The sequence below is a fragment of the Streptomyces sp. NPDC056479 genome, assembly GCF_042795335.1.
Lineage (GTDB): Bacteria > Actinomycetota > Actinomycetes > Streptomycetales > Streptomycetaceae > Streptomyces.
This window is the reverse complement of record NZ_JBHTRZ010000013.1, coordinates 135,088-156,231: the sequence shown is the minus strand read 5'-3', so window position 1 is coordinate 156,231 and position 21,144 is coordinate 135,088. Positions and strand designations below refer to the sequence as shown.

The window sequence follows — 21,144 nt, the reverse complement described above, 5'->3', positions numbered from 1 at the left end:
GCACAGCCCCCGCGGGGCTGACGGGACGAGGAGAACGGACGACACCGATGGCCACGGACTACGGACAGGGCTACGGGCACGGGCTCGGTTTCCCCGAGCGCGGCCTACCCGAGCACGGCGGCGAGCGGCGGCACCGGCTGCCCGCCGGGCTGCGGGCGCCGTTCGAGGCACGCAGCTGGCGCGAGTTCGGCTATGTGCTGCTCGGCCTCCCGATCAGCGTGCTGCTCTTCGTGTACGCCGTGACGATGGTGTCGCTGGGCGTGGGCCTGCTGGTGACGTTCCTCGGCATCCCGGTGCTGGCGGCGGGCCTGGCCGGCTGCCGGGGTTTCGGGGCGCTGGAGCGGGCACGCGCGCGTGCGCTGCTGCACATGGAGGTGGCCGAGCCGGAGCCGTTGCGGATGCGCCGGCGCGGCTTCATGGGATGGATGGGCGCCGTACTGAAGAGCGGGACGTCCTGGCGGTCGCTGCTGTACGCGGTGCTGCACATGCCGTGGGCGACGTTCTCCTTCGTCGTCGCCGTGAACGTCTGGGCGTACGGCTGGGCACTGCTGACGTATCCGCTGTGGTTCTGGGTCTTCCCGATGTGGACCGGTCAGGACGGCCTTCAGCTGTACGGCGACGAGACCCACCGCATCTACCTCGACAACCCCTTCGAGATCACGGTCACCGCGCTCGTGGGCCTGCTCTTCACGCTGGCCACGCCCTGGATCGTGCGGGCGCTGACGACGGTGGACCGGCTGCTGGTGCACGGCCTGCTCGGCCCGTCGCGGCTCGCCACACGCGTGGTGGAGCTGGAGTCCGACCGCGGTGTCGTGGTCGATACGGCCGCCGCCGACCTGCGGCGCATCGAGCGCGACCTGCATGACGGTGCCCAGGCCCGGCTGGTGGCCCTGGCCATGGATCTCGGTCTCGCGAAGGAGAAGCTGACGGAGGACCCGCAGGCCGCGGCGCGGATGGTCGACGAGGCGCACGGCGAGGTGAAGACGGCCCTTCAGGAGCTGCGTGATCTGGCACGCGGGATCCATCCGGCGGTCCTGACCGACCGGGGGCTGGACGCGGCCCTGTCGGCTGTGGCCTCGCGGTGCACGGTGCCGGTGGAGGTCCAGGTCGATCTGGAGGAGCGGCCGGTGCCCGCGATCGAGGGGATCGCGTACTTCACGGTGTCGGAGCTGCTGCAGAACATCAGCAAGCATGCGCGGGCCACCTGGGCGGCGGTGGATGTGTGGCGGGTGGAGAACCGTCTGATGCTGCAGGTCGTGGACAACGGCGTCGGCGGTGCGGACACCTCCAGCGGCTCGGGGCTGGCGGGGCTGGCCGAGCGGCTGGACGCGGTGGACGGGATTCTGGTGGTCGACTCGCCGGTCGGGGGGCCGACCCGGGTGACGGCGGAGCTTCCCTGGCGGACCGTGTAGTTCGGGTGGGCCGTTCGGCCCGCCGTGTGCGGGATCCGGCTCCGATCGGTTCGGAGCCGGATTTCCGTGTGTTCGCAAGCACCCCCTGAGCAATTTCACGAGCACGCGCCCCGAAAACGCTCCCTTTTTCCCCACGCGATCCGAACTCCGGCCGGCAGTTATCCACAGGCCCGGTGCGGAAGAGCCGATCGCGGGATACTGAGGTCGCGAGGACGACAGGGCCGGGGCATGCTCGGCCGAATGCCAAGGCTCGGGGGGCCGAGGATCGTGGAGGACAGGGTGCGGGTGGTCATCGCCGAGGATTCGGTGCTGCTCAGGGAGGGGCTGACCCGGCTGTTGACCGACCGTGGGCACGAGGTCGTGGCGGGGGTGGGAGACGGCGAAGCGCTGGTCAAGACCATCACGGAGCTGGACGGACAGGGCGAGCTGCCGGATGTGGTGGTCGCGGACGTACGGATGCCGCCGACGCACACCGACGAAGGGGTCCGGGCGGCGGTGCTGCTGCGCAAGGCACATCCCGGACTCGGGGTACTCGTACTGTCGCAGTACGTGGAGGAGCGGTACGCCACAGAGCTGCTGGCCGGTTCCAGCCGCGGAGTCGGCTATCTGCTGAAGGACCGTGTGGCGGAGGTCCGGGAATTCGTGGACGCGGTGGTGCGCGTGGCCCAAGGGGGTACGGCCCTCGACCCGGAGGTCGTCGCCCAGCTGCTGGGCCGCAGCCGTAAGCAGGACGTACTCGCGGGACTCACCCCACGGGAGCGGGAGGTCCTGGGACTGATGGCCGAGGGGCGGACCAACTCCGCCATCGCCCGGCAGCTGGTGGTGAGCGACGGCGCCGTCGAGAAGCACGTCAGCAACATCTTCCTCAAGCTCGGGCTGTCCCAGAGCGACGGGGATCACCGACGTGTGCTCGCCGTACTCACCTACCTGAACTCCTGACGGGCCGACCCCGTGTCAGTCGAGCGGGTGACCGCTCCGGCGGCATCCACGGCACGGGCGCCGGCACGGCAACCGAACGAAGAGCGGGGAGCGTCTTCAAAAGCAGCGCCGGGGGGCGTGTAAACCATGACAAGTCAGGGTGGCGAAGCGTTCCAAATCCATGTCCGTCATGCGAATGGCCCAGGGAGGGCGACCTTTGCGGACGTAGGGTTGATCCTGGGAAGGCTTGCGGGAAGGCCAGCCCAGACAGCCGCCTCGAAGGAGGTCCAGTTCAGTGACCAGCCAGGTCAGTAGCCCAGCGGAGCAGGCCGACGAAGCCGTCGTGGGAGAGCAGCGCAAACCGGCAGGGACGACGAAGGACGTCCGCCGGCTGGACCGGGTGATCATTCGTTTCGCGGGGGACTCGGGCGACGGTATGCAGCTCACCGGCGACCGTTTCACCTCGGAAACGGCGTCCTTCGGCAACGACCTTTCGACATTGCCGAACTTCCCCGCCGAGATCCGCGCCCCCGCCGGAACCCTGCCGGGCGTGTCCTCCTTTCAGCTGCATTTCGCCGACCACGACATCCTGACGCCGGGCGACGCACCGACCGTGCTGGTGGCGATGAACCCGGCGGCCCTCAAGGCCAACCTGGGCGATGTGCCGCGCGGCGCGGAGATCATCGTCAACACGGACGAGTTCACCAAACGGGCGATGCAGAAGGTGGGCTACGACACCTCGCCGCTGGAGGACGGCTCGCTCGACGGCTACAGCCTCCACCCGGTGCCGCTGACGACGCTGACGGTCGAGGCGCTGAAGGAGTTCGACCTCACGCGCAAGGAGGCCGAGCGCAGCAAGAACATGTTCGCGCTGGGCCTGCTGAGCTGGATGTACCACCGGCCGACCGAGGGCACCGAGAGATTTTTGAAGTCGAAGTTCGCCAAGAAACCCGACATCGCGGCCGCGAACATCGCCGCGTTCCGCGCGGGCTGGAACTTCGGCGAGACGACCGAGGACTTCGCCGTCTCCTACGAGATCGCCCCGGCGACGACGGCGTTCCCGGTGGGCACCTACCGGAACATCTCGGGCAACCTCGCACTGTCCTACGGACTGATCGCCGCGTCCCGCCAGGCGGACCTGCCGCTGTATCTGGGCTCGTACCCGATCACCCCGGCCTCGGACATCCTGCATGAGCTGAGCCGGCACAAGAACTTCGGCGTACGGACCTTCCAGGCCGAGGACGAGATCGCCGGCATCGGCGCGGCGCTGGGGGCGGCCTTCGGCGGCTCGCTCGCGGTGACCACGACCTCCGGTCCCGGAGTGGCCCTGAAGTCGGAGACCATCGGGCTCGCGGTCTCTCTCGAGCTGCCGCTGCTGGTGATCGACATCCAGCGCGGTGGTCCGTCGACGGGGCTGCCGACCAAGACCGAGCAGGCGGACCTGCTGCAGGCGATGTTCGGCCGCAACGGCGAGGCGCCGGTGCCGATCGTCGCCCCGTGCACCCCGGCCGACTGCTTCGACGCGGCCCTGGAGGCGGCGCGGATCGCGCTGACGTACCGCACCCCGGTGATGCTGCTGTCGGACGGCTATCTGGCCAACGGCTCCGAGCCCTGGCGGATCCCGGAGCTGGACGAGCTGCCGGATCTGACCGTGCAGTTCGCGCAGGGCCCGAACCACACCCTGGAGGACGGCAGCGAGGTCTTCTGGCCGTACAAGCGTGACGCGCAGACCCTCGCCCGGCCGTGGGCGATCCCGGGCACGCCGGGTCTGGAGCACCGCATCGGCGGCATCGAGAAAGAGGACGGCACGGGCAACATCTCGTACGCCCCGGCCAACCACGAGTTCATGGTGCGCACCCGCCAGGCCAAGATCGACGGCATCGATGTGCCGGACCTCGAGGTCGACGACCCGCACGAGGCGAAGACGCTGGTGCTGGGCTGGGGATCGACGTACGGCCCGATCACGGCGGCGGTGCGCCGGCTGCGTGCCGCGGGCGAGTCGATCGCGCAGGCGCATCTGCGTCATCTGAACCCGTTCCCCCGCAACCTGGGCGTGGTACTCGGGCACTACGAGAAGGTGGTGATCCCCGAGATGAACCTCGGTCAGCTCGCCACCCTGGTCCGGGCGAAGTACCTGGTGGACGCCCGCTCGTACAACCAGGTCAATGGCATGCCGTTCAAGGCGGAACAGCTTGCCAAGGCTCTCAAGGAGGCCATCGATGCCTGAGACGTCCGCGGAAGGCACGGGCACGATCGAGGCGCTCTCGCTCGTCCCCAAGGCCGTGGCCCGGCAGTCCATGAAGGACTTCAAGACCGACCAGGAAGTGCGCTGGTGCCCCGGCTGCGGTGACTACGCGATCCTCGCCGCGGTCCAGGGCTTCATGCCGGAGCTGGGTCTGGCCAAGGAGAACATCGTCTTCGTCTCGGGCATCGGCTGTTCCTCCCGCTTCCCGTACTACATGGACACCTACGGGATGCACTCCATCCACGGCCGCGCCCCGGCCATCGCGACGGGCCTGGCCTCGTCGCGCCGGGACCTGTCGGTGTGGGTGGTCACGGGCGACGGCGACGCGCTGTCGATCGGCGGCAACCATCTGATCCACGCCCTGCGACGCAACGTCAACCTCAAGATCCTGCTGTTCAACAACCGGATCTACGGTCTGACGAAGGGCCAGTACTCCCCGACCTCCGAGGTCGGCAAGATCACCAAGTCGACGCCGATGGGCTCCTTGGACGCGCCCTTCAACCCGGTGTCCCTCGCCATCGGCGCGGAGGCGTCCTTCGTGGCACGCACGGTGGACTCCGACCGCAAGCACCTCACCCAGGTGCTGCGCGAGGCGGCCGCCCACAAGGGCACCGCGCTGATCGAGATCTACCAGAACTGCAACATCTTCAACGACGGTGCCTTCGAGGTCCTCAAGGACCGGCAGCAGGCGGAGGAGGCGGTGATCCGTCTGGAGCACGGGCAGCCGATCAGCTTCGGCACGGACGGTGCGCGCGGTGTCGTCCGCGACGCGCAGACCGGCGACCTGAAGGTCGTCACCGTCACCCCGGAGAACGAGTCGCAGATCCTGGTCCACGACGCCCACTCCACGTCCCCGACCACCGCCTTCGCCCTGTCCCGGCTGGCCGACCCGGACACCCTGCACCACACCCCGATCGGCGTGTTCCGCTCGGTGGAGCGCCCGGTCTACGACACCCAGATGGCCGACCAGCTGGACACGGCGATCGAGCAGAACGGCAAGGGGGATCTGGCCGCACTGCTGGCGGGCGGGGACACCTGGACGGTCGTCGGCTGACCGACGGCTGAACCGACGGCATGGTGAGGGCCTGGACGCGCCGCGGCGCCCAGGCCCTCACACCGTAGGAGTTCCTCCGGCACAGCCCGAAGGCCCGCAGGTCAGCCCTGCTCGGCGCCGTCCTTGCGCGCGTCGTACACCTCGCGCGCCTTCTCCACCTGCCCCATCCGCTCCTGGGTCCACAGCGCCAGCCCCCGCACCTGCTCCGCCGCCTCGCGGCCCAGGTCGGTGAGGGAGTAGTCGACCCGTGGGGGGATCACGGGCTTGGCGTCGCGGTGGACCAGGCCGTCGCGTTCCAGGGTCTGGAGGGTCTGGGTCAGCATCTTCTCGCTGACCCGGCCGATCGCACGGCGCAGTTCGCTGAAGCGGTAGGGGCGGTCCAGCAGCTCGATCAGGACGAGGACGCCCCAGCGGCTGGTGACATGCTCCAGGACCAGGCGGTACGGGCACATCTGCTCGCCGATGTCGTACTTGCCGGTCGTCGCGCTCTCCACGCTACTTACTGCCATGCCAGTACCTTACTTCAAAGTGGGTACTTTCGCAGAGTTAGCGCATCTCCTAGGGTTAGTGCCACCGCACCCCACAAGGAGTTCTGATCATGAGCATCGTCGTCACCGGAGCCACCGGAAACCTGGGCCGCCATGTCGTGGAGCAGCTGCTGGAGAAGGTCCCGGCCGACCAGGTGACCGCCGTCGTCCGTACCCCCGAGAAGGCCGCCGACCTCGCCGAGCGCGGCGTGCGGCTCGCCATCGCCGACTACAACACCCCCGAGACGTTCGACGGACTCTTCGCGGCCGGCGACAAGGTGCTGCTCATATCCGGCAGCGAGGTCGGCAACGACCGTGTCGGCCAGCACAAGGCCGTCATCGCCGCCGCCAAGGCCGCCGGCGTCGCCCTGCTCGCCTACACCAGCGCCCCCGGCAGCCTGACGGCCGCCCTCGCCGACGATCACCGCGGCACCGAGGAGGCACTCCTGGAGTCGGGGCTGCCGTATGCGCTGCTGCGCAACGGCTGGTACCACGAGAACTACACCGAGAACCTCGCCCCGGTCCTGGAACACAGCGCGGTCACCCACGCCGCCGGCGCGGGCCGGGTCTCCTCCGCCTCCCGCGCCGACTACGCGGCCGCCGCGGTCGCCGTACTGACCGGCGAGGGGCACGAGAACAAGACGTACGAGCTGGGTGGCGACATCGCCTGGAGCTTCGCCGAGTACGCCGCCGAGCTGAGCCGGCAGACCGGCAAGGAGATCGCCGAGAACCCCGTCTCCGTCGAGGTCTTCACCGGCATCCTGGCCGGCGCCGGACTGCCCGAGCCGGTGGCCGCGGTCATCGCCGGGGTGGACGCCTCCGTGGAGAAGGGCGAGCTGGTCGTGGACAGCGGGGATCTGTCCCGCCTGGCCGGCCGTCCGACCACCCCGATCGCCGAGTCGATCGCGGCCGCGCTCAAGGGCTGAGTTCCTCCGGGTTCCCCCGCCCCCGGCCTGTCATGACCGTATGGCGATACGGGCATGACAGGCGGGGGCTTTCGGCGTTACCTTCGTGCGGGCCGCTGTAGGGACGCGGCCATGTGCGGGCATGAAGGAGGGGCCGTGACCGGGACGTCCAGGGGTGAGCGGCGGATGGGGCTGCTGAACGGCTTCGCGGCGTACGGCATGTGGGGGCTCGTCCCCCTCTTCTGGCCTCTGCTGAAGCCCGCCGGCGCGATCGAGATCCTCGCCCACCGGATGGCCTGGTCCCTTGTCTTCGTGGTGGTCGCGCTGCTCGTCGTACGCCGCTGGGCCTGGGCGGGCGAGCTGATACGGCAGCCCAGGCGGCTGGCGTTGATCGCCGTGGCCGCGGGCGTGATCACCGTCAACTGGGGCGTCTACATCTGGTCCGTGAACTCGGGCCATGTGGTGGAGGCCTCGCTCGGGTACTTCATCAACCCGCTCGTCACGATCGCGATGGGCGTGCTGCTGCTCAAGGAGCGGCTGCGGCCCGTGCAGTGGGCGGCGGTCGGGGTCGGTTTCGCGGCCGTGGTCGTGCTGACCGTGGGCTACGGCGAGCCCCCGTGGATCTCGCTCGTCCTCGCGTTCTCCTTCGCCACATACGGGCTGGTGAAGAAGAAGGTCAACCTGGGCGGCGTCGAGTCGCTGGCCGCCGAGACCGCGATCCAGTTCCTGCCCGCCGTGGCGTATCTGGCCTGGCTTTCTGCGCAGGGCAAGTCGACGTTCACCTCGGAGGGACCCGGGCACGTGGCGCTGCTCGCGGCCACCGGAGTCGTCACCGCCCTGCCGCTCGTGTGCTTCGGCGCGGCCGCCATACGGGTGCCCCTGTCGACGCTGGGGCTGCTGCAGTACCTGGCACCGGTGTTCCAGTTCCTGCTCGGCGTCCTGTACTTCCACGAGGCCATGCCCGCCGAGCGGTGGGCCGGGTTCGCGCTGGTGTGGCTGGCGTTGACGCTGCTGACGGCGGACGCGTGGCGCTCCGCGCGGCGGGGCAGGGTGAGCGCGATCAGCGTGCCGCGGCTCGAGAAGCCGGCGTCCGCCGCAGTGGACGCCTGATCCGAGGGCTGCCGCCCCCGGACCCCCGCTTCGGCCCCGAACGGGCCTCGTCCTCAAACGCCGGACGGGCTCGACTACCTGGACCGGCATAGAGAGCGACCGACCGGCGATTCTCATTGCGGCGCCACTGCCGCACCCCTTTGAGTGGTCGCATGACACAGCCAACGCAGGCACCCGCAACCACCCCCACCCCCCTCCACTGGAAGCTCGTCATCGACTGCGCCAACCCCCAGTCGCAGGCCGACTTCTGGGCCGCCGCGCTGCACTACGAGGTCGAGGACAACAACGCCCTCATCGAACGGCTGCTGGAACTAGGCGCGCTGCCCCGGGAGGCAGCCGTAGAGTTCCACGCCCGGCTCGCGTTCCGGGACCTGGTGGCCGTACGGCATCCGGACGACCCGTACGACAAGGACAGCGGCACCGGGCTGGGCCGGCGGCTGCTGTTCCAGCGGGTGCCGGAGGAGAAGACCGTCAAGAACCGGATCCATCTCGATCTGCACGCGGCGGCCGGGGGGCGCGAGGGAGAGGTCGAGCGGCTGGAGGGGTTGGGGGCGAGTGTGCTGCGGCAGGTGAACGAGCCGTCGGGGCAGTGGACGGTGATGTCGGATCCGGAGGGGAACGAGTTCTGCGTGCAGTAGGCACGTGGGTCCGTGGCGCACATCATGTGGGGCCCGCGGCTGGGGCTTGCGCCGGACATAGGGTTTTCCCTATCCGAACTCCCCGTCCGAATAGCGCTCTTGACGGAGGGTCAGAATCACCCGGACCATCCAAGGCACCCCATTCACTGAGGAATCCCCGTGATTCCCTAGGAATTCGGAGCCCCCCACATGAAGCTCTCCGTCTCCTGGCGCGCGTCGGCGGCCGCCGCAGTCGCGACCGCCACGCTGCTGACCAGCGGATCCATAGCCGACGCGGCGCCCAGATCCGAGGCCCTGGCCGCCGCCCCCGACATCCCCGTGGCCAACGTCAAGGCCCACCTCACCCAGCTCCAGTCCATAGCCACCGCCAACGGTGGCAACCGCGCCCACGGCCGCCCCGGCTACAAGGCATCCCTCGACTATGTGAAGGCCAAGCTGGACGCCGCCGGATACACGACGAGCATCCAGCAGTTCACGTCCTCCGGCCGCACCGGCTACAACCTGATCGCCGACTGGCCCGGCGGCGACGCCAACCAAATCGTCATGGCCGGCTCCCACCTCGACAGTGTCTCCTCCGGCCCCGGCATCAACGACAACGGCTCCGGCTCCGCGGCCGTCCTGGAGACCGCGCTCGCCGTGTCGCGGGCCGGCTACCAGCCCACCAAGCATCTGCGGTTCGCCTGGTGGGGCGCGGAGGAGCTGGGGCTAGTCGGCTCCCGCTACTACGTCAACAACCTCTCATCCGCCAACCGCGCGAAGATCAGCGGCTATCTGAACTTCGACATGATCGGCTCGCCCAACCCGGGCTACTTCGTCTACGACGACGACCCCGCGATCGAGAAGACCTTCAAGGACTACTACGCCGGCCTCGGCGTCGCCACGGAGATCGAGACCGAGGGCGACGGCCGCTCCGACCACGCACCGTTCAAGAGCGCGGGCGTGCCGGTGGGCGGGCTGTTCACCGGGGCGAGCCGCGCGAAGACGGCGGCGCAGGTGACGAAGTGGGGCGGCACCTCCGGGCAGTCCTTCGACCGCTGCTACCACTCGTCCTGCGACACCACGTCCAACATCAACGACACCGCCCTCAACCGCAACAGCGACGCCGTCGCGTACGCGGTGTGGGAGCTGTCGGAGTGACCGGCTGACTCACACACCCTGACTCAGCTCCTGGGCGGTTCGGCCGACTTGGCGGCTCGGGCGGTGAGTCGGTCCATGCGCGCACGGGCCGACTCCAGTTCCTCGACGTCGTCGACGGCCGGGCCGCCCTCGGCCATGAGCTCGTCCCACAGACCCAGCAGGTCACGGCCAAGGTGCAGACCCAGTGCCGGGTCCCGTACGGCGCGCCAGGCCGTGGCCGCGCCGTGCAGGCTGCCGTACGCCGCCTCCGCGTCCCGGGCACGGTGGTGCCGCCGCGCCACGTCGAGGGCCAGCGCGAAGGCGCGCTCCGGGTCGCCCGCCAAGTAGGCGATGTACGCGGTGAGTTCACGGATCCGCAGCACCTCGGGGTGCTCCGGCCCCAGCACCGCCGACGCCTCCGCCACGGTCCGCTCCGCGAGCTCCGCCGCCTCCGCCGTCCGCCCCGCCTTGACGGCGTCGTTGATCCGCGCGCTCGGTTCGGCGAAGGGGGAGGTGTCGGCGGTGGTCGTGGCGCCGGGCGGCGCATCGCCGAACATGGCTTCGGCCACTGCGTCGAAGCCTCGGGGTGGGGCGGGCTTGGGGTCGGGATCGAGCTCCGGGTCCGGGGCCGGGCCGGCCACCAGGACGGGTCCCCGGGCGGCCGGCGACGAGACGGGAAGGGGCGCCGGGTCGGACAGCGGGATGGGGTCGCTCACTCCGTCCGGCACCTGATCGGCCTCGGGTACGACGGAAGTCGGCCGGCCGGGCTGCGGTACGGCGTCTTGCGGCAGGTCGCCCTGCGGTACGGCGTCCTGCCATGCGGCGGCCTGCGGTACGGCATCCTGCCGTACGGCCGTCTGCGGTACGGCAGTCTGAGATACGTCCGTCGGCTCCGGCCCGGCGTCCATGCGTGGCGGTGGGCCGAACTCCCCCAGCGGCGGCGCCACCGTGCCGGGCGCGGTGTCCCGCACCGGCTCGGGCAGCGAGCGCAGCCGGAAGGTGGGCGGGGCTTCCTGCGCCCGGTCCGGCAGCGGCCGTAGGACATGGGTGTGGGTGTCCCGATGCGGCGCCGCATCCGGCGCGGGGGCGCTCGTCGCGGCGGCCGGGAGCGCGAGCGGTGCCGGGGGCGCGGGCGGAGCCGTGCGCACCGGTTCGGCGGTGTAGCGGCTGGACCCGTCCTGCTCCACCAGCAGCGGGACGACGTAGCCGATGCGCTCGTCGTGGACGGTGGCGTGCACGGGGTGGCCGGCCGCGAGGGCGATGCGCTGGAGGTGGGTCAGGACGACGTGCTGGATCTCCTCGCCGGGAGCCGCGCCGACGGGTACGCCGCCGATCGACGCGCCGCCCGCGCCCGGACCGGCGGCCGGGACGTGCACATCGATCGGCGCGGCCACGGAGGCGGCCTCGGCGGCGTGATTCTGGTCCCGCTTCTTCGCGCGGCTCAGTCGAGGCATCGCTTCCCTCACTCGCATGCGCCGGGGAGGTCACGGACGGCGCGTTCGGGTTCCATGGTGCTCCCTCTCGCCCGCGGTGCCGTTCCCCGGCGTCCAGGTCCGTCGTACAGGCCGGACACGTCGTACACGTACTCTCGAGTCTCTCCGGCCGCGCGCGGTGCGGACGTCACCGGGGCGTCACAGACTCGTTCCAGGAGCTTGTGCCACGTCATAGCGTTCTCATGCCTGACGCGAAGATCGGTGGCGTGACGAGGGAGGAGTGCGGGCATGCGCACTGACGTGCATGTACAGCAGGGGCGGCCGCAGCCGGGGCCGGAGATCTGGATCCGGGGGCCGGTCGCCCTCCCTGAGGAGCCGCCGCACTCCCCCTCCGCCGGTGGACCCCGGCGTTTCTCATGGGTCGGCGTGCACGGCGGGGCGGGTGTCTCCACGCTCGCCGCGGTCTACGGCGGCCACGACTGCGGCCGGCACTGGCCGGGCCCGGCCGATCCGCCGTCGGTGCTGCTCGTGGCCCGTACACATGCCGCCGGACTGGCCGCCTCCGTGAACGCCCTGGAGGTCTTCCGGCGCGGCGAGGCACCGCACGGGCTCGACCTCGACGCCGTGGTCCTGGTCGCGGACGCACCGGGCCGGCTTCCACGCCCGCTCGCCGAACACGTCAAGGTCATCGAGTCGGTGATCGACGTGTACCGCGTGCCGTGGGTACCGGCTTGGCGGCTCGGCGATCTGGGTGGCCGGCCGCCCAGGGAGGCCGAGGCACTGGGCCGGCTGACCGGCCGGGCACGCTGAGTTCGACGGCTTGATCGGCAACGCCCTTGCAGGCGCGTCGCCCCTTTCAACCCCCTCGCGGACAATCGCCCCATGACGACCACGCCCGCCCCCACCCTCTCCGCCGGGGAGATCGCCGCAGCCGTACGCTCGGGCACCCTCCGCGCGGCCGAGGTCGCCGCGCAGACGCTCGACCGGATAGAGCGAGCCGACCCACTCCTGTCCGCCTTCATCGAGGTATGGAGAGAGGAGGCTCTTCGACGGGCCGCCGAAGTCGACGCGCGGGTGGACGCGGGAGAACACCTGCCGCTGGCCGGCGTACCGATCGGCGTCAAGGGGCGGCGGGGGCTGACCACAGCGGGTCCGCTGCTCGCGGCGGGGTGCGTGGCCGTTGGCGCGACATCCGTACCGGGACCGGGAACCGTCTGGCAGACCTGGGGACTCGGCCGACACGGCCCTACGGTCAACCCCTGGCGTCACGACCGCACTCCGGGCGGCTCCTCGGCAGGTTCCGCGGCGGCCGTCGCGGCGGGGCTGGTGCCGCTCGCGACCGGGAACGACGGGGCCGGGTCGGTGCGGATTCCGGCGGCGTGGTGCGGGGTCGTCGGGCTGAAGGTCGGCAACGGACGGTTGCCGACGGCCGACCGCACCGGACTGATGGCGCCGGGGGTGCTCGCGCGGTGCGTGGGGGATGCGGCGGCCTACTGGAGAGTGGTGTCGGGGGACGCGACACCCGAGCCCGGTGAGGTCGTGCCCGACTCCGACAGGGCGGCCGCCCCGAACGACGCCCCGCCCGCCGTATGGTCCCCGGACCTCGGCTTCGACTCCCCCGACCCGGACGTGGTCGCCGTCGCCCACGCCGCGGCCGTACGGCTCACCGAGTCCGGCGCGATACGGCGGGCGCGCCCGCGCGCTCCTCTGCGCCTGGACGATCCCGCCCCGGCGTGGCTCGCCCTGCGCAACCCTGACGCCGGGCCCGCCCTCACCCGCGAGGCTCATCGCATCCGCGCCGCGAACGACGGCCGCCTGGCCGCCCTGTTCGCCGACGCCCGGCTGCTGCTGACGCCGACCGCCCCGACCCCACCGCACGGCCACGACGGCCCGGGCGAGCGCTACTCCACCGCGCTCACCTGGGCGTTCAACCTGAGCGGGCACCCGGCGATCAGCATCCCGGCGGGCCTCGGGCCGGACGGCTGCCCGGTCGGACTCCAGTTGGTGGCGGCGCACGGCGCGGAGTCGCTGCTGCTCGCGGTGGCCAGGGCCGCCGAGGCGCACCTCGGGCCCTGGACTTCTTCATGCGCACGCATATAATGCACATGCTATTAGTTGTCGTACGCCGACCTTCCGGCCCGCCGACGGCCGACCTTTGGGGGACCCATGACCCGCCGCTTTCTGTTCGTTCTCGGCAGCAGCCGCCCCGACGGCAACACCGAGCTGCTCGCCCGCAGGGCCGCCGAGCAGCTGCCCGAGGATGTCGAACAGCAGTGGATCGATCTGGCCGAGCATCCGCTGCCCGACTTCGAGGACCTGCGGCACGACAGCGACCATGTGCGCCCCACGGAGGGCAATGTGGCGCTGCTGCTCGACGCGACGCTCGCGGCGACGGACATCGTGATCGCCTCGCCGCTGTACTGGTACGCGGTGTCCGCCCACGTCAAGCGCTACCTCGACTACTGGTCGGGCTGGCTGCGCACCCCCGGCATCGACTTCAAGGCGACCATGGCCGGGCGCACCCTGTGGGGCGTCACCGCGCTCGCGCACGAGGAGCAGGAGGTCGCCGATCCCCTGGTCGGGACGCTCAGCAACTCCGCCGCGTACCTGGGGATGCGCTTCGGCGGGGTGCTGCTCGGCAACGGCAGCAAGCCCGGTGATGTGCTCGACGACGCCGAGGCGCTGACCCGGGCGAAGACGTTCCTCGCCCGGGAGGCACCGCTGGCGCGCTTCCCGTACGAGACGCCGTAGGCCCCGCGGCCCTCGGTCGGGTCGGTCTAGGCCGTGATGTCCTTCGCCGTGAACCTCGCCCACGCCGCCGAGCCGAACACCGCCGCGTAGAGGGCCTGGATGCCGAGGTTCTTGACCAGGTCGTCCCAGTAGACGGGTTCGCGCATCAGGTCCGCGAAGGACAGCCAGTAGTGCGAGAAGAAGTACGGCTGGATCGCGTGGAGCTGGGGGATCTGGTCGAGGATCTGGACGGTGATCAGCAGGCCGACCGTGGTCGCCATCGCCGCGATGCCGCTGTTGGTCAGCGTCGACACGAACAGGCCGAGCGCGGCCACGCCGATGAGTGACGCGGCGACGACAAGGGCGATCAGCAGGGCTCTGACCAGCCCCTCGGCGAAGCTGATCCGGGTGCCGGAGATGGTCGTGAGTTCGCCGAGCGGGAAGAGCAGCGCCCCGACCGTGAGCGCCGAGACCGCGACCACGAGGGTGGCCACCACGCAGAAGGCCATCGTGGTCGCGTACTTGGTGAGGAGCAGGCGGGTGCGTCCGGCGGGGGCTACGAGGAGATAGCGCAGGGTGCCCGCGTTCGCCTCGCCGGCTATCGCGTCGCCCGCGATGACGCCGATCGCCATCGGCAGGAAGAACGGCAGCGTCGCGGCCAGCGCGGTGAAGACCAGGAACAGGCCGTTGTTGGTGATCTGCGAGATGAACGCCGGGCCGCCTCCGCCCTCCGGACCACCGCCTCCCGCCGATGAACCGCCGCCGGTCTCGATCTTCACGGCGATCCCGACCAGGATCGGCACGGCGGCCAGCACGGCGAGCAGCGCGAGGGTGCGCCAGCGCCGGAAGGTGGTGAGCAGCTCGCTGCGGAGGAGTCCGAAGGTCCACAGCGGGCTGGGTTTGCGGGTCGCTTCGACCCCCGGGATCGCTTCAGCCCGCGACATCGAAGCCCTCCCCCGTGAGCGCCACGAACGCGTCCTCCAGAGAGGCCCGCTCGACGCCGAAGCCCCGGACCCGGATGCCGGCCTTCACCAGCGCCGCGTTGACGTCGGCCAGATCGCGGTCCGGAGGTTCCGCCGTCACCCGGTCGTCGGTGATGACGACGTCACCGGCGCCCTGCTCCTTCAGCACCCGGGCCGCGTCGGCGGTGTCGGGTGTGGTCACGACGAGCCTGGCGCGTGCCCCGGTCGCCAGCTCCGCCACCGCGCCCTGGGTGATCAGCCGGCCCTGGGCCATCACGGCCGCGTGTGTGCAGACCTGCTCGATCTCGTCGAGGAGGTGGGAGGAGAGGAAGACGGTCGTACCGTCGGAGGCCAACTCCCTGATCAGCGACCGTATTTCGCGCATGCCCTGGGGATCGAGCCCGTTGGTCGGCTCGTCCAGGACGAGAAGCCTGCGCGGCTGGAGCAGCGCGGCCGCGAGCCCGAGCCGCTGCTTCATGCCGAGCGAGTACGCCTTGGCCTTCTTGCCGCCGGCCGCCGTCAGGCCCACCCGGTCCAGCGCGGCCGCGACGCGGGTGCGCCGGGTGCGCGGATCGGCGGTCGGGTCGGCGGCGTCGTACCGCAGGAGGTTGTCGCGGCCGGAGAGGAAGCCGTACAGGGCGGGCCCCTCGATGAGCGCGCCGACGTGTGGCAGTACGGCGCGTGCGCCCCGGGGCATGGGGCGGCCGAGCACCCGCGCCGTACCGGAAGTGGGCTCGATCAGGCCCATCAGCATGCGGATGGTGGTGGTCTTGCCCGAGCCGTTCGGACCGAGGAAGCCGAAGACGCTGCCCGCCGGGACGGTCAGGTCGAGACCGTCCACGGCGAGCTGCCCGCCGCGGTAGCGCTTCGTGAGCGCGCTGGTGGCGATCACCGTGTCGACCTGGTCGACGTGGTCGATGACGCCGACCGGGCCGGGCTCACCGGGCTGATCGACCTCGTCACCCTCCGCGGCGGTCAGTTCCTCCACAGGCTCCTCAGGCTCCTCGGTCCGGTCCGTGCGTACTACGGGTTCAGCGGTCGATCGGGGGTCACTTCCCCGAGTCGGCCGCCTTCACCAGCGTGTCCTTGTCGACCGCGCCGACGTAGACCTTGCCGTCGTCCGTCATCAGGGCGTTGATCAGGCGGGTCTTGAAGACCGTGCCCGAGCCGAACTTACCGGTGACCTTGTCGCCCAGGGAGTCGAGGAAGCCACCCATTTCGCCGCCGACCTCGGCGCCGGACGGCATGCCCTCGCCGCCGGTGTCGAAGACGGCCACGGAGTTCCAGCCCTCGCCGATGACCTCGGGACCGCCCTCGGCCGCCTTGCCCGGCTCGCCCTCGGACTTCGGGCCGCCGAACTCCTTCTCGAACTCCTTGCGGAACTCGTCCTCGGACTTCGCCGAGCCGTGCTTCTCGGCCGCGCCTTCCAGCGCCCCCTCCTCGGTGACCGTCGCGCCCTTGGGCGGGGTGAAGTCGAAGGTGGAGGCGTCCGGCTTGGCGAAGCTGACCTGGGTGAAGCCCGCGTCGATCACCGCGGCGCCGCCGCTCGACGGGGTCAGCGTGAACTTCAGCGGCATACCGGTCTTGGCGTCCACCGCCACGGTGATCGCGCCGACCGTGGTGCCGGACTGCTTCGGCTTGATGAGCAGCCGGTAGGCGTCCCGGCCCGCGACCTGCGCGGTGCCGTCGACGGTGACGGACGTGGTGTCGTCGACCGCCTTCAGGGCTTCCTCGGTGAACTCCTTGGGAGTGGCGGGGACCTCTTCGGTCCTGCCCTTCTCCTTCTGGGCCTCCTCGGCGGTGCCGTGGTAGACCTCGTTCGACTTGCTGTCGTAGCCCCAGATGTCCTTGCCGTTGTGGATGAGGCTGTACTCGGAGGCGTTCTCCAGCAGGGAGAGCTTCTGCTTGTTCTCGCCGTCCACGGCGAGACGCAGGGTGTGGGTGCCGGACGCCAGCTCGGTCAGCTTGGCCGAGGGGTCGGCGGAGGAGCCGTCGCCCGATCCCGACGCCATGGCACCGGAGGCGAAGCTCGACTCCAGCCCGCCGAGGTCGGGCAGGCCCAGATCGGTGCTGATCTTGAAGGTGCCGGACAGCTGCTCGACGTCCGACTTCGCGATCTTCTCGATGAGTTGCTGCGCGGTGATCTCCGGCAGGTCCGGGTCGCCGGAGTCGGCGATCGCCGGGACGAGCCCGATGGTCGCCGCCGCGATTCCCACCACCGCGACCGGGACGACGTACCGCGCGGCCTTGCGGCGCCCCGCGCGCAGGTCGTCGACCTCCCCGGCGGTCGTGCTGTCGTCGGATTCGTACGGTGCCATGTGTGCCTTACCTCCGTCGTCGGCGGCGGCTGCCCGTCTCGTGCCTCCCGCGGGTCTTGCGACCCCGCACTCGCCCACCCTGAGCCGCCATTCTCACCCGAATCGGTGAGGAGTGGTGTTTTCCGTGGTCTCCATCTGACCAAATCGGCCAGAGAGATTCGTCAACCTGCGGAGCCAACTCCGCGTACACCTGGGGTATGACACGCGAAGGCGGCGCCTCCCCCGACCCGTAGGGGTCGGATCGGGGAGACGCCGCCGTGCGCCGCGCGGAATCCGCCGCCGAGGAGGCGGATCAGGCGCGGCAGTGGGCGGATCAGCCGTCGATGAACACGTAGTCCGCCTGGTACGGCACGCCGACGATCGCGCCGGGTGTGCACGAGCCGGCCGGGGCCACTCCGCCGACGGTGTTCAGCCGCAGGATCTCGGCGGTGTCGGCCAGCAGGCCGTGGTGCCTGCCGGACTGAGTGGCCTTCAGGTCGAGCTCGGGGATGTTCTTGTCGCCGTTCGGGGTCTTGGAGATGAGGGACCCCGTCACCGCGCTGCCGTCGCGTGCGATCCACTGCGGTGTACCGGAGTTGGGTGCGACGAAGGAGTGCGCGATACGGCCGCTCAGTACGGCGCTGACGTCCCGCTGGGCGAAGGCGTACCCGCCGCCCTCGGCCGGCTTGCACTCATAGATCTGCTTGCCCTTGATGACGGACGCCTGGAAGTTGTCGAGCGCGTCCCGGAAGTCGAACTTGGCGACGGTGACCTTGTGGAGCTGTCCCCGTACGGCGCCGCCCGGGAACTGGGCGGTGTGCAGGTTGGCGTAGAAGGAACTCGGGTCGGTCTTGAGGGTGTTGAGGAGGGCGGGGTCCTTCACCTTCACGGTCCCCGTGACGCTGTGCCCCTTGCTCTTGCCGAGAAGGCCGCCGAAGTCGACCTTGATGCCGCCGTTGGTGCCCTTGGCGCCCTGGTGGATGTGGAGGGCGGTCGGCTTGCCGGTGCCGCGCCAGGTGACGGCGACGGACACCTTGTCGCCCTTGACCTTCACGAACTGCAGGGCGGCACCGTCCTTGTCCCCGACGGCGGGTCCGCCCGCGACCGGCACCTCGTTCGCCCCGCGGAGACTGGCGGCGAGGAGGGTGCCCCCGTTGCCGCCGCCGAGGGCTTCACTCTGGCTCACGATCCCCTGCGCGTCGCCTCCGGCGTGGCCCGCGTGGTCAGCGCGGTGGCCTCCGGCGGCGAAGGCGGGAATCACCGCGGCGGCGACACCACCGGCGGCGGCCACCGCGACAGCGGTGACGATCAGGCTCTTACGGCGCTTCGCGAACGTCGTCTTCATGCCCATGATTCTGTTTTCTCCCCGTAGTGCAGCTGACGCCCCCTGCGTCAGCTTCTGGGCATTCATACGGAGGGGATCTTAGTTTGGACTCAGTCCAGATATGTGAGCTGCATCACGCATACTTGGCCTGTCCGGCGCTTGCGGGCGAGGCCCTTTCAAGATGGGACGGGCGGGGCGTGGGGCCGCGGGCGACGGGGCGACGGGGCGACGGGGCGACGGGGCGACGGGGCGAGAACCTACCCGGCCCGATGCACCACCGCGTCGCACAACTCCATCAACGCCGCCTTCGCAGCCATGTCCGGCAACGGCGCCAACGCGGCGCGCGCATCCTCCGCGTACCGCACCGTGTCCCGCCGAGCCTGCTCCAACGCCGGATGCACCCGAAGCTGGGCCAATGCCTCCGCGAGCCGTGCGTCGTCACTCAGATCGGAGTCCAGCAGCTCGCACAACGCGGCATCCTCCGCCAGCCCCAGCCGCTCGGCCCGCTCCCGCAGCCGCAGCACCGGCAGCGTCGGAATGCCTTCCCGGAGGTCCGTCCCCGGCGTCTTCCCGGACTCACGAGACTCGCTCGCGATGTCCAGCACGTCGTCCGCCAGCTGGAAGGCGACCCCCAGCCGCTCCCCGTACTGGGTCAGCACATCGACCACCGTCTCGTCGGCGCCCGACATCATCGCCCCGAACCGGCACGACACCGCCACCAGCGACCCGGTCTTCCCGCTCAGCACATCCAGGTAGTGCTCGATCGGGTCCCGCCCGTCCTGCGGCCCCGCCGTCTCCAGGATCTGCCCGGTGACCAGCCGCTCGAACGCCTCGGCCTGCACCCGAACCGCCTCGGGCCCGAGGTCGGCGAGGATGTGCGACGCCCGCGCGAAGAGGAAATCGCCGGTCAGTACGGCAACCGAGTTCCCCCAGCGGGTGTTCGCGCTGTCGACCCCGCGCCGTACCTCCGCCACGTCCATCACGTCGTCGTGGTACAGCGTCGCCAGATGGGTGAGCTCCACGACGACGGCCGACGGCACGACCCCCGGCGCATACCGGTCCCCGAACTGGGCGGCGAGCATCACCAGCAGCGGCCGGAACCGCTTTCCGCCCGCCCGCACCAGATGCTGGGCGGCCTCGGTGATGAAGGGGACCTCACTCTTGGTGGCTTCGAGCAATCCCTCCTCGACAGCCGCCAATCCGGCCTGGACATCGGCTTCCAGAGCCTGGTCCCGCACGCTCAGCCCGAACGGCCCGACGACGGTCACGAGGGGTCTCCTGTCTGCTGGTGTCCACTGGCGGTTACACGGTTTGTCGATAGGTCGCTGCCATCACTCAAGTCAGCGTATCCGGTCACGTTTCGATCACCGATGCCGCCCACCCGTCCACCACGGGCGGTATCGGATCACGGCCGGTATTTTTTTGATCACCTGATAAGGCCGGATATCCATCGACTTATAGGGAAGTAGCGGTCGATGTCGCGAACCGAAGTCGGCATCGAGCCCGGGAGCGGCCCTCCGCCCCGCGACGACCGTGCCCTCTCCGGCCAGCCCAGAGGCCTGCTCACCCTCTCCGGGCCCGAGGCCTGGGAAGGCTTCTCGCTCCTCGACATGCAGACCATCCTCGCCTTCCGCTTCGCCGACACGGTCGCCTCCGGCGGTATGGGCATGTCGGCCGGAACCGCCGCCTCCGTCTCCGCCGCCGGCGGCCGGCTCGCCGACCGCAGCGCGGTGCTGCGGGGCGGCGTACTGATGGCCGGCGGCCACTGGGCCATGGCGGTGCCGACCGCTGTCATGGCCTGGGCGGGCCTCGGCCTGATCGGCGCGGCCACGGGGCTGCCGAAACCTGACGTCGCCGCTGCGGTCGGCAAGCTCTACCGCACCGACGACGACCGCCGTGACGCGGGCTTCGCGCCCTCCTGCACGGTGATCGACATCGGCACCTTCGCGGGCCCGCTCCTCACCAGCCCGCTCGGCGACCACAGGGGCCGGCGCTGAGGCTTCTCGGCGGCCGCCACCGGCCTCGTCGTCGGCGCCACCCGCGCCGTCCCGCTCGCCGCCTACGTCGCCTACGCCGCCTCGACGGTCGTCGACTTCAACCTCTTCCAGGCGTACTCGGCGCGCCGACCAGACGGGGGTCCCGCTCATGCGCATCCGTACGTCCTTTCCCTACGAGACGACCCACCACGACCTCCGTATTCCCCCGCCGGACGGAACATGCCTCTACCCGCGAGCCCGTCCCGGCGCCCTTCGAGGTCGAGGTCGCCAACTGGCCGACGGCCCAACCCTGGTGCGACGGCAGGGTCGGCAGGTCCGGTACCTCCTGACGCGGCTTCAACTCCCTCCAGAGCGGACGATCGCTATGACAACGACGGGCACTGGATGGGAGGTTCCGCCCTCCTGGCCGACATGCACGCCTGGGCGTCGACGACGCTCGCCTTCGCCTCCCGACCGCCGGACCCGTGCGCGACGTG

18 protein-coding genes and 1 pseudogene are annotated in these 21,144 nt (G+C 70.6%); 12 read left to right on the top strand and 7 right to left on the bottom strand.

What is annotated here, in order from left to right:
- Positions 1 to 47: 47 nt before the first annotated feature.
- The 4 genes from ACFQ6S_RS40000 (at position 48) to ACFQ6S_RS39985 (ending at position 5,629) form a co-directional block, all read left to right on the top strand.
- Entirely contained in the window at positions 48 to 1,412 is a 1,365-nt protein-coding gene (locus ACFQ6S_RS40000; RefSeq protein ID WP_383420532.1) for a sensor histidine kinase, read from the top strand.
- Between the two features lie 240 nt (positions 1,413 to 1,652).
- Positions 1,653 to 2,351 (top strand): LuxR C-terminal-related transcriptional regulator, encoded by a 699-nt coding sequence (locus tag ACFQ6S_RS39995; protein WP_383420530.1) that lies wholly within the window; start codon positions 1,653 to 1,655, stop codon positions 2,349 to 2,351.
- A 274-nt stretch (positions 2,352 to 2,625) separates the two neighbouring features.
- Positions 2,626 to 4,557: a 2-oxoacid:acceptor oxidoreductase subunit alpha gene (locus ACFQ6S_RS39990; protein ID WP_383420528.1), complete on the top strand. Its 1,932-nt coding sequence runs from the start codon at positions 2,626 to 2,628 to the stop codon at positions 4,555 to 4,557.
- Positions 4,550 to 5,629 (top strand): 2-oxoacid:ferredoxin oxidoreductase subunit beta, encoded by a 1,080-nt coding sequence (locus ACFQ6S_RS39985; RefSeq protein ID WP_383420526.1) that lies wholly within the window; start codon positions 4,550 to 4,552, stop codon positions 5,627 to 5,629. Before ACFQ6S_RS39990 ends, ACFQ6S_RS39985 begins: the two co-directional genes overlap by 8 nt.
- A 101-nt stretch (positions 5,630 to 5,730) precedes the next feature.
- Here the strand turns inward: ACFQ6S_RS39985 and ACFQ6S_RS39980 are convergent, their stop codons facing one another.
- A complete protein-coding gene (locus ACFQ6S_RS39980; protein WP_383420524.1) occupies positions 5,731 to 6,138 on the bottom strand; it encodes a winged helix-turn-helix transcriptional regulator in 408 nt (135 codons plus the stop codon).
- Positions 6,139 to 6,227: 89 nt separating this feature from the next.
- On the opposite strand from ACFQ6S_RS39980, the gene ACFQ6S_RS39975 reads away from it, so the two are divergent.
- The 4 genes from ACFQ6S_RS39975 (at position 6,228) to ACFQ6S_RS39960 (ending at position 9,946) form a co-directional block, all read left to right on the top strand.
- Positions 6,228 to 7,082 (top strand): NAD(P)H-binding protein, encoded by an 855-nt coding sequence (locus ACFQ6S_RS39975; protein ID WP_383420522.1) that lies wholly within the window; start codon positions 6,228 to 6,230, stop codon positions 7,080 to 7,082.
- A 135-nt stretch (positions 7,083 to 7,217) separates the two neighbouring features.
- Positions 7,218 to 8,171, top strand: a complete 954-nt coding sequence (gene rarD / locus ACFQ6S_RS39970; RefSeq protein WP_383420520.1) for an EamA family transporter RarD — start codon at positions 7,218 to 7,220, stop codon at positions 8,169 to 8,171.
- Positions 8,172 to 8,323: 152 nt separating this feature from the next.
- Positions 8,324 to 8,809 carry a VOC family protein gene (locus ACFQ6S_RS39965; protein WP_383420518.1) on the top strand — a complete coding sequence of 162 codons (486 nt, stop codon included), beginning with the start codon at positions 8,324 to 8,326 and terminating at the stop codon, positions 8,807 to 8,809.
- A gap of 189 nt (positions 8,810 to 8,998) precedes the next feature.
- Positions 8,999 to 9,946, top strand: a complete 948-nt coding sequence (locus ACFQ6S_RS39960) for a M28 family metallopeptidase (RefSeq protein ID WP_383420516.1) — start codon at positions 8,999 to 9,001, stop codon at positions 9,944 to 9,946.
- A 23-nt stretch (positions 9,947 to 9,969) separates the two neighbouring features.
- Here ACFQ6S_RS39960 and ACFQ6S_RS39955 read toward each other — a convergent pair whose 3' ends face one another.
- Positions 9,970 to 11,379 (bottom strand): tetratricopeptide repeat protein, encoded by a 1,410-nt coding sequence (locus ACFQ6S_RS39955; RefSeq protein WP_383420514.1) that lies wholly within the window; start codon positions 11,377 to 11,379, stop codon positions 9,970 to 9,972.
- 267 nt (positions 11,380 to 11,646) lie between these two features.
- Between ACFQ6S_RS39955 and ACFQ6S_RS39950 the strand changes: the two genes are divergently transcribed.
- The 3 genes from ACFQ6S_RS39950 to ACFQ6S_RS39940 all read left to right on the top strand — a co-directional run bounded on the left by ACFQ6S_RS39950 (position 11,647) and on the right by ACFQ6S_RS39940 (position 14,109).
- Entirely contained in the window at positions 11,647 to 12,168 is a 522-nt protein-coding gene (locus tag ACFQ6S_RS39950) for a DUF6668 family protein (RefSeq protein ID WP_383420512.1), read from the top strand.
- Positions 12,169 to 12,240: 72 nt separating this feature from the next.
- Positions 12,241 to 13,458: an amidase gene (locus ACFQ6S_RS39945; protein ID WP_383420510.1), complete on the top strand. Its 1,218-nt coding sequence runs from the start codon at positions 12,241 to 12,243 to the stop codon at positions 13,456 to 13,458.
- 66 nt (positions 13,459 to 13,524) lie between these two features.
- Positions 13,525 to 14,109 carry a flavodoxin family protein gene (locus ACFQ6S_RS39940; protein ID WP_383420508.1) on the top strand — a complete coding sequence of 195 codons (585 nt, stop codon included), beginning with the start codon at positions 13,525 to 13,527 and terminating at the stop codon, positions 14,107 to 14,109.
- Between the two features lie 26 nt (positions 14,110 to 14,135).
- Here the strand turns inward: ACFQ6S_RS39940 and ACFQ6S_RS39935 are convergent, their stop codons facing one another.
- The 5 genes from ACFQ6S_RS39935 to ACFQ6S_RS39915 form a co-directional block, all read right to left on the bottom strand.
- Positions 14,136 to 15,032 carry an ABC transporter permease gene (locus ACFQ6S_RS39935; protein WP_383420506.1) on the bottom strand — a complete coding sequence of 299 codons (897 nt, stop codon included), beginning with the start codon at positions 15,030 to 15,032 and terminating at the stop codon, positions 14,136 to 14,138.
- Positions 15,019 to 15,969: an ABC transporter ATP-binding protein gene (locus ACFQ6S_RS39930; RefSeq protein ID WP_383420810.1), complete on the bottom strand. Its 951-nt coding sequence runs from the start codon at positions 15,967 to 15,969 to the stop codon at positions 15,019 to 15,021. The genes ACFQ6S_RS39935 and ACFQ6S_RS39930 overlap by 14 nt, the downstream gene beginning before the upstream one ends.
- A 130-nt stretch (positions 15,970 to 16,099) precedes the next feature.
- On the bottom strand, positions 16,100 to 17,368 hold the full coding sequence (locus tag ACFQ6S_RS39925; RefSeq protein ID WP_383420504.1) for an outer membrane lipoprotein carrier protein LolA: 1,269 nt from the start codon (positions 17,366 to 17,368) through the stop codon (positions 16,100 to 16,102).
- Between the two features lie 313 nt (positions 17,369 to 17,681).
- Entirely contained in the window at positions 17,682 to 18,692 is a 1,011-nt protein-coding gene (locus ACFQ6S_RS39920; protein WP_383420502.1) for a CHRD domain-containing protein, read from the bottom strand.
- Between the two features lie 236 nt (positions 18,693 to 18,928).
- Positions 18,929 to 19,939 carry a polyprenyl synthetase family protein gene (locus ACFQ6S_RS39915; protein ID WP_383420500.1) on the bottom strand — a complete coding sequence of 337 codons (1,011 nt, stop codon included), beginning with the start codon at positions 19,937 to 19,939 and terminating at the stop codon, positions 18,929 to 18,931.
- A 207-nt stretch (positions 19,940 to 20,146) separates the two neighbouring features.
- Between ACFQ6S_RS39915 and ACFQ6S_RS39910 the strand changes: the two are divergent.
- Positions 20,147 to 20,665, top strand: a pseudogene (locus ACFQ6S_RS39910) (MFS transporter); the annotation flags it as partial.
- Positions 20,666 to 21,144 lie beyond the last annotated feature (479 nt).

Excerpts from the sequence above, each read along its gene's own strand:
- ACFQ6S_RS40000 (WP_383420532.1), top strand. The coding sequence starts at position 48 with ATGGCCACGGACTACGGACAGGGCTACGGGCACGGGCTCGGTTTCCCC.
- ACFQ6S_RS39995 (WP_383420530.1), top strand. The coding sequence starts at position 1,653 with ATGCCAAGGCTCGGGGGGCCGAGGATCGTGGAGGACAGGGTGCGGGTG.
- ACFQ6S_RS39985 (WP_383420526.1), top strand. The coding sequence starts at position 4,550 with ATGCCTGAGACGTCCGCGGAAGGCACGGGCACGATCGAGGCGCTCTCG.
- ACFQ6S_RS39980 (WP_383420524.1), bottom strand. The coding sequence starts at position 6,138 with ATGGCAGTAAGTAGCGTGGAGAGCGCGACGACCGGCAAGTACGACATC.
- ACFQ6S_RS39975 (WP_383420522.1), top strand. The coding sequence starts at position 6,228 with ATGAGCATCGTCGTCACCGGAGCCACCGGAAACCTGGGCCGCCATGTC.
- ACFQ6S_RS39965 (WP_383420518.1), top strand. The coding sequence starts at position 8,324 with ATGACACAGCCAACGCAGGCACCCGCAACCACCCCCACCCCCCTCCAC.
- ACFQ6S_RS39960 (WP_383420516.1), top strand. The coding sequence starts at position 8,999 with ATGAAGCTCTCCGTCTCCTGGCGCGCGTCGGCGGCCGCCGCAGTCGCG.
- ACFQ6S_RS39955 (WP_383420514.1), bottom strand. The coding sequence starts at position 11,379 with ATGCCTCGACTGAGCCGCGCGAAGAAGCGGGACCAGAATCACGCCGCC.
- ACFQ6S_RS39950 (WP_383420512.1), top strand. The coding sequence starts at position 11,647 with ATGCGCACTGACGTGCATGTACAGCAGGGGCGGCCGCAGCCGGGGCCG.
- ACFQ6S_RS39945 (WP_383420510.1), top strand. The coding sequence starts at position 12,241 with ATGACGACCACGCCCGCCCCCACCCTCTCCGCCGGGGAGATCGCCGCA.
- ACFQ6S_RS39940 (WP_383420508.1), top strand. The coding sequence starts at position 13,525 with ATGACCCGCCGCTTTCTGTTCGTTCTCGGCAGCAGCCGCCCCGACGGC.
- ACFQ6S_RS39935 (WP_383420506.1), bottom strand. The coding sequence starts at position 15,032 with ATGTCGCGGGCTGAAGCGATCCCGGGGGTCGAAGCGACCCGCAAACCC.
- ACFQ6S_RS39925 (WP_383420504.1), bottom strand. The coding sequence starts at position 17,368 with ATGGCACCGTACGAATCCGACGACAGCACGACCGCCGGGGAGGTCGAC.
- ACFQ6S_RS39920 (WP_383420502.1), bottom strand. The coding sequence starts at position 18,692 with ATGAAGACGACGTTCGCGAAGCGCCGTAAGAGCCTGATCGTCACCGCT.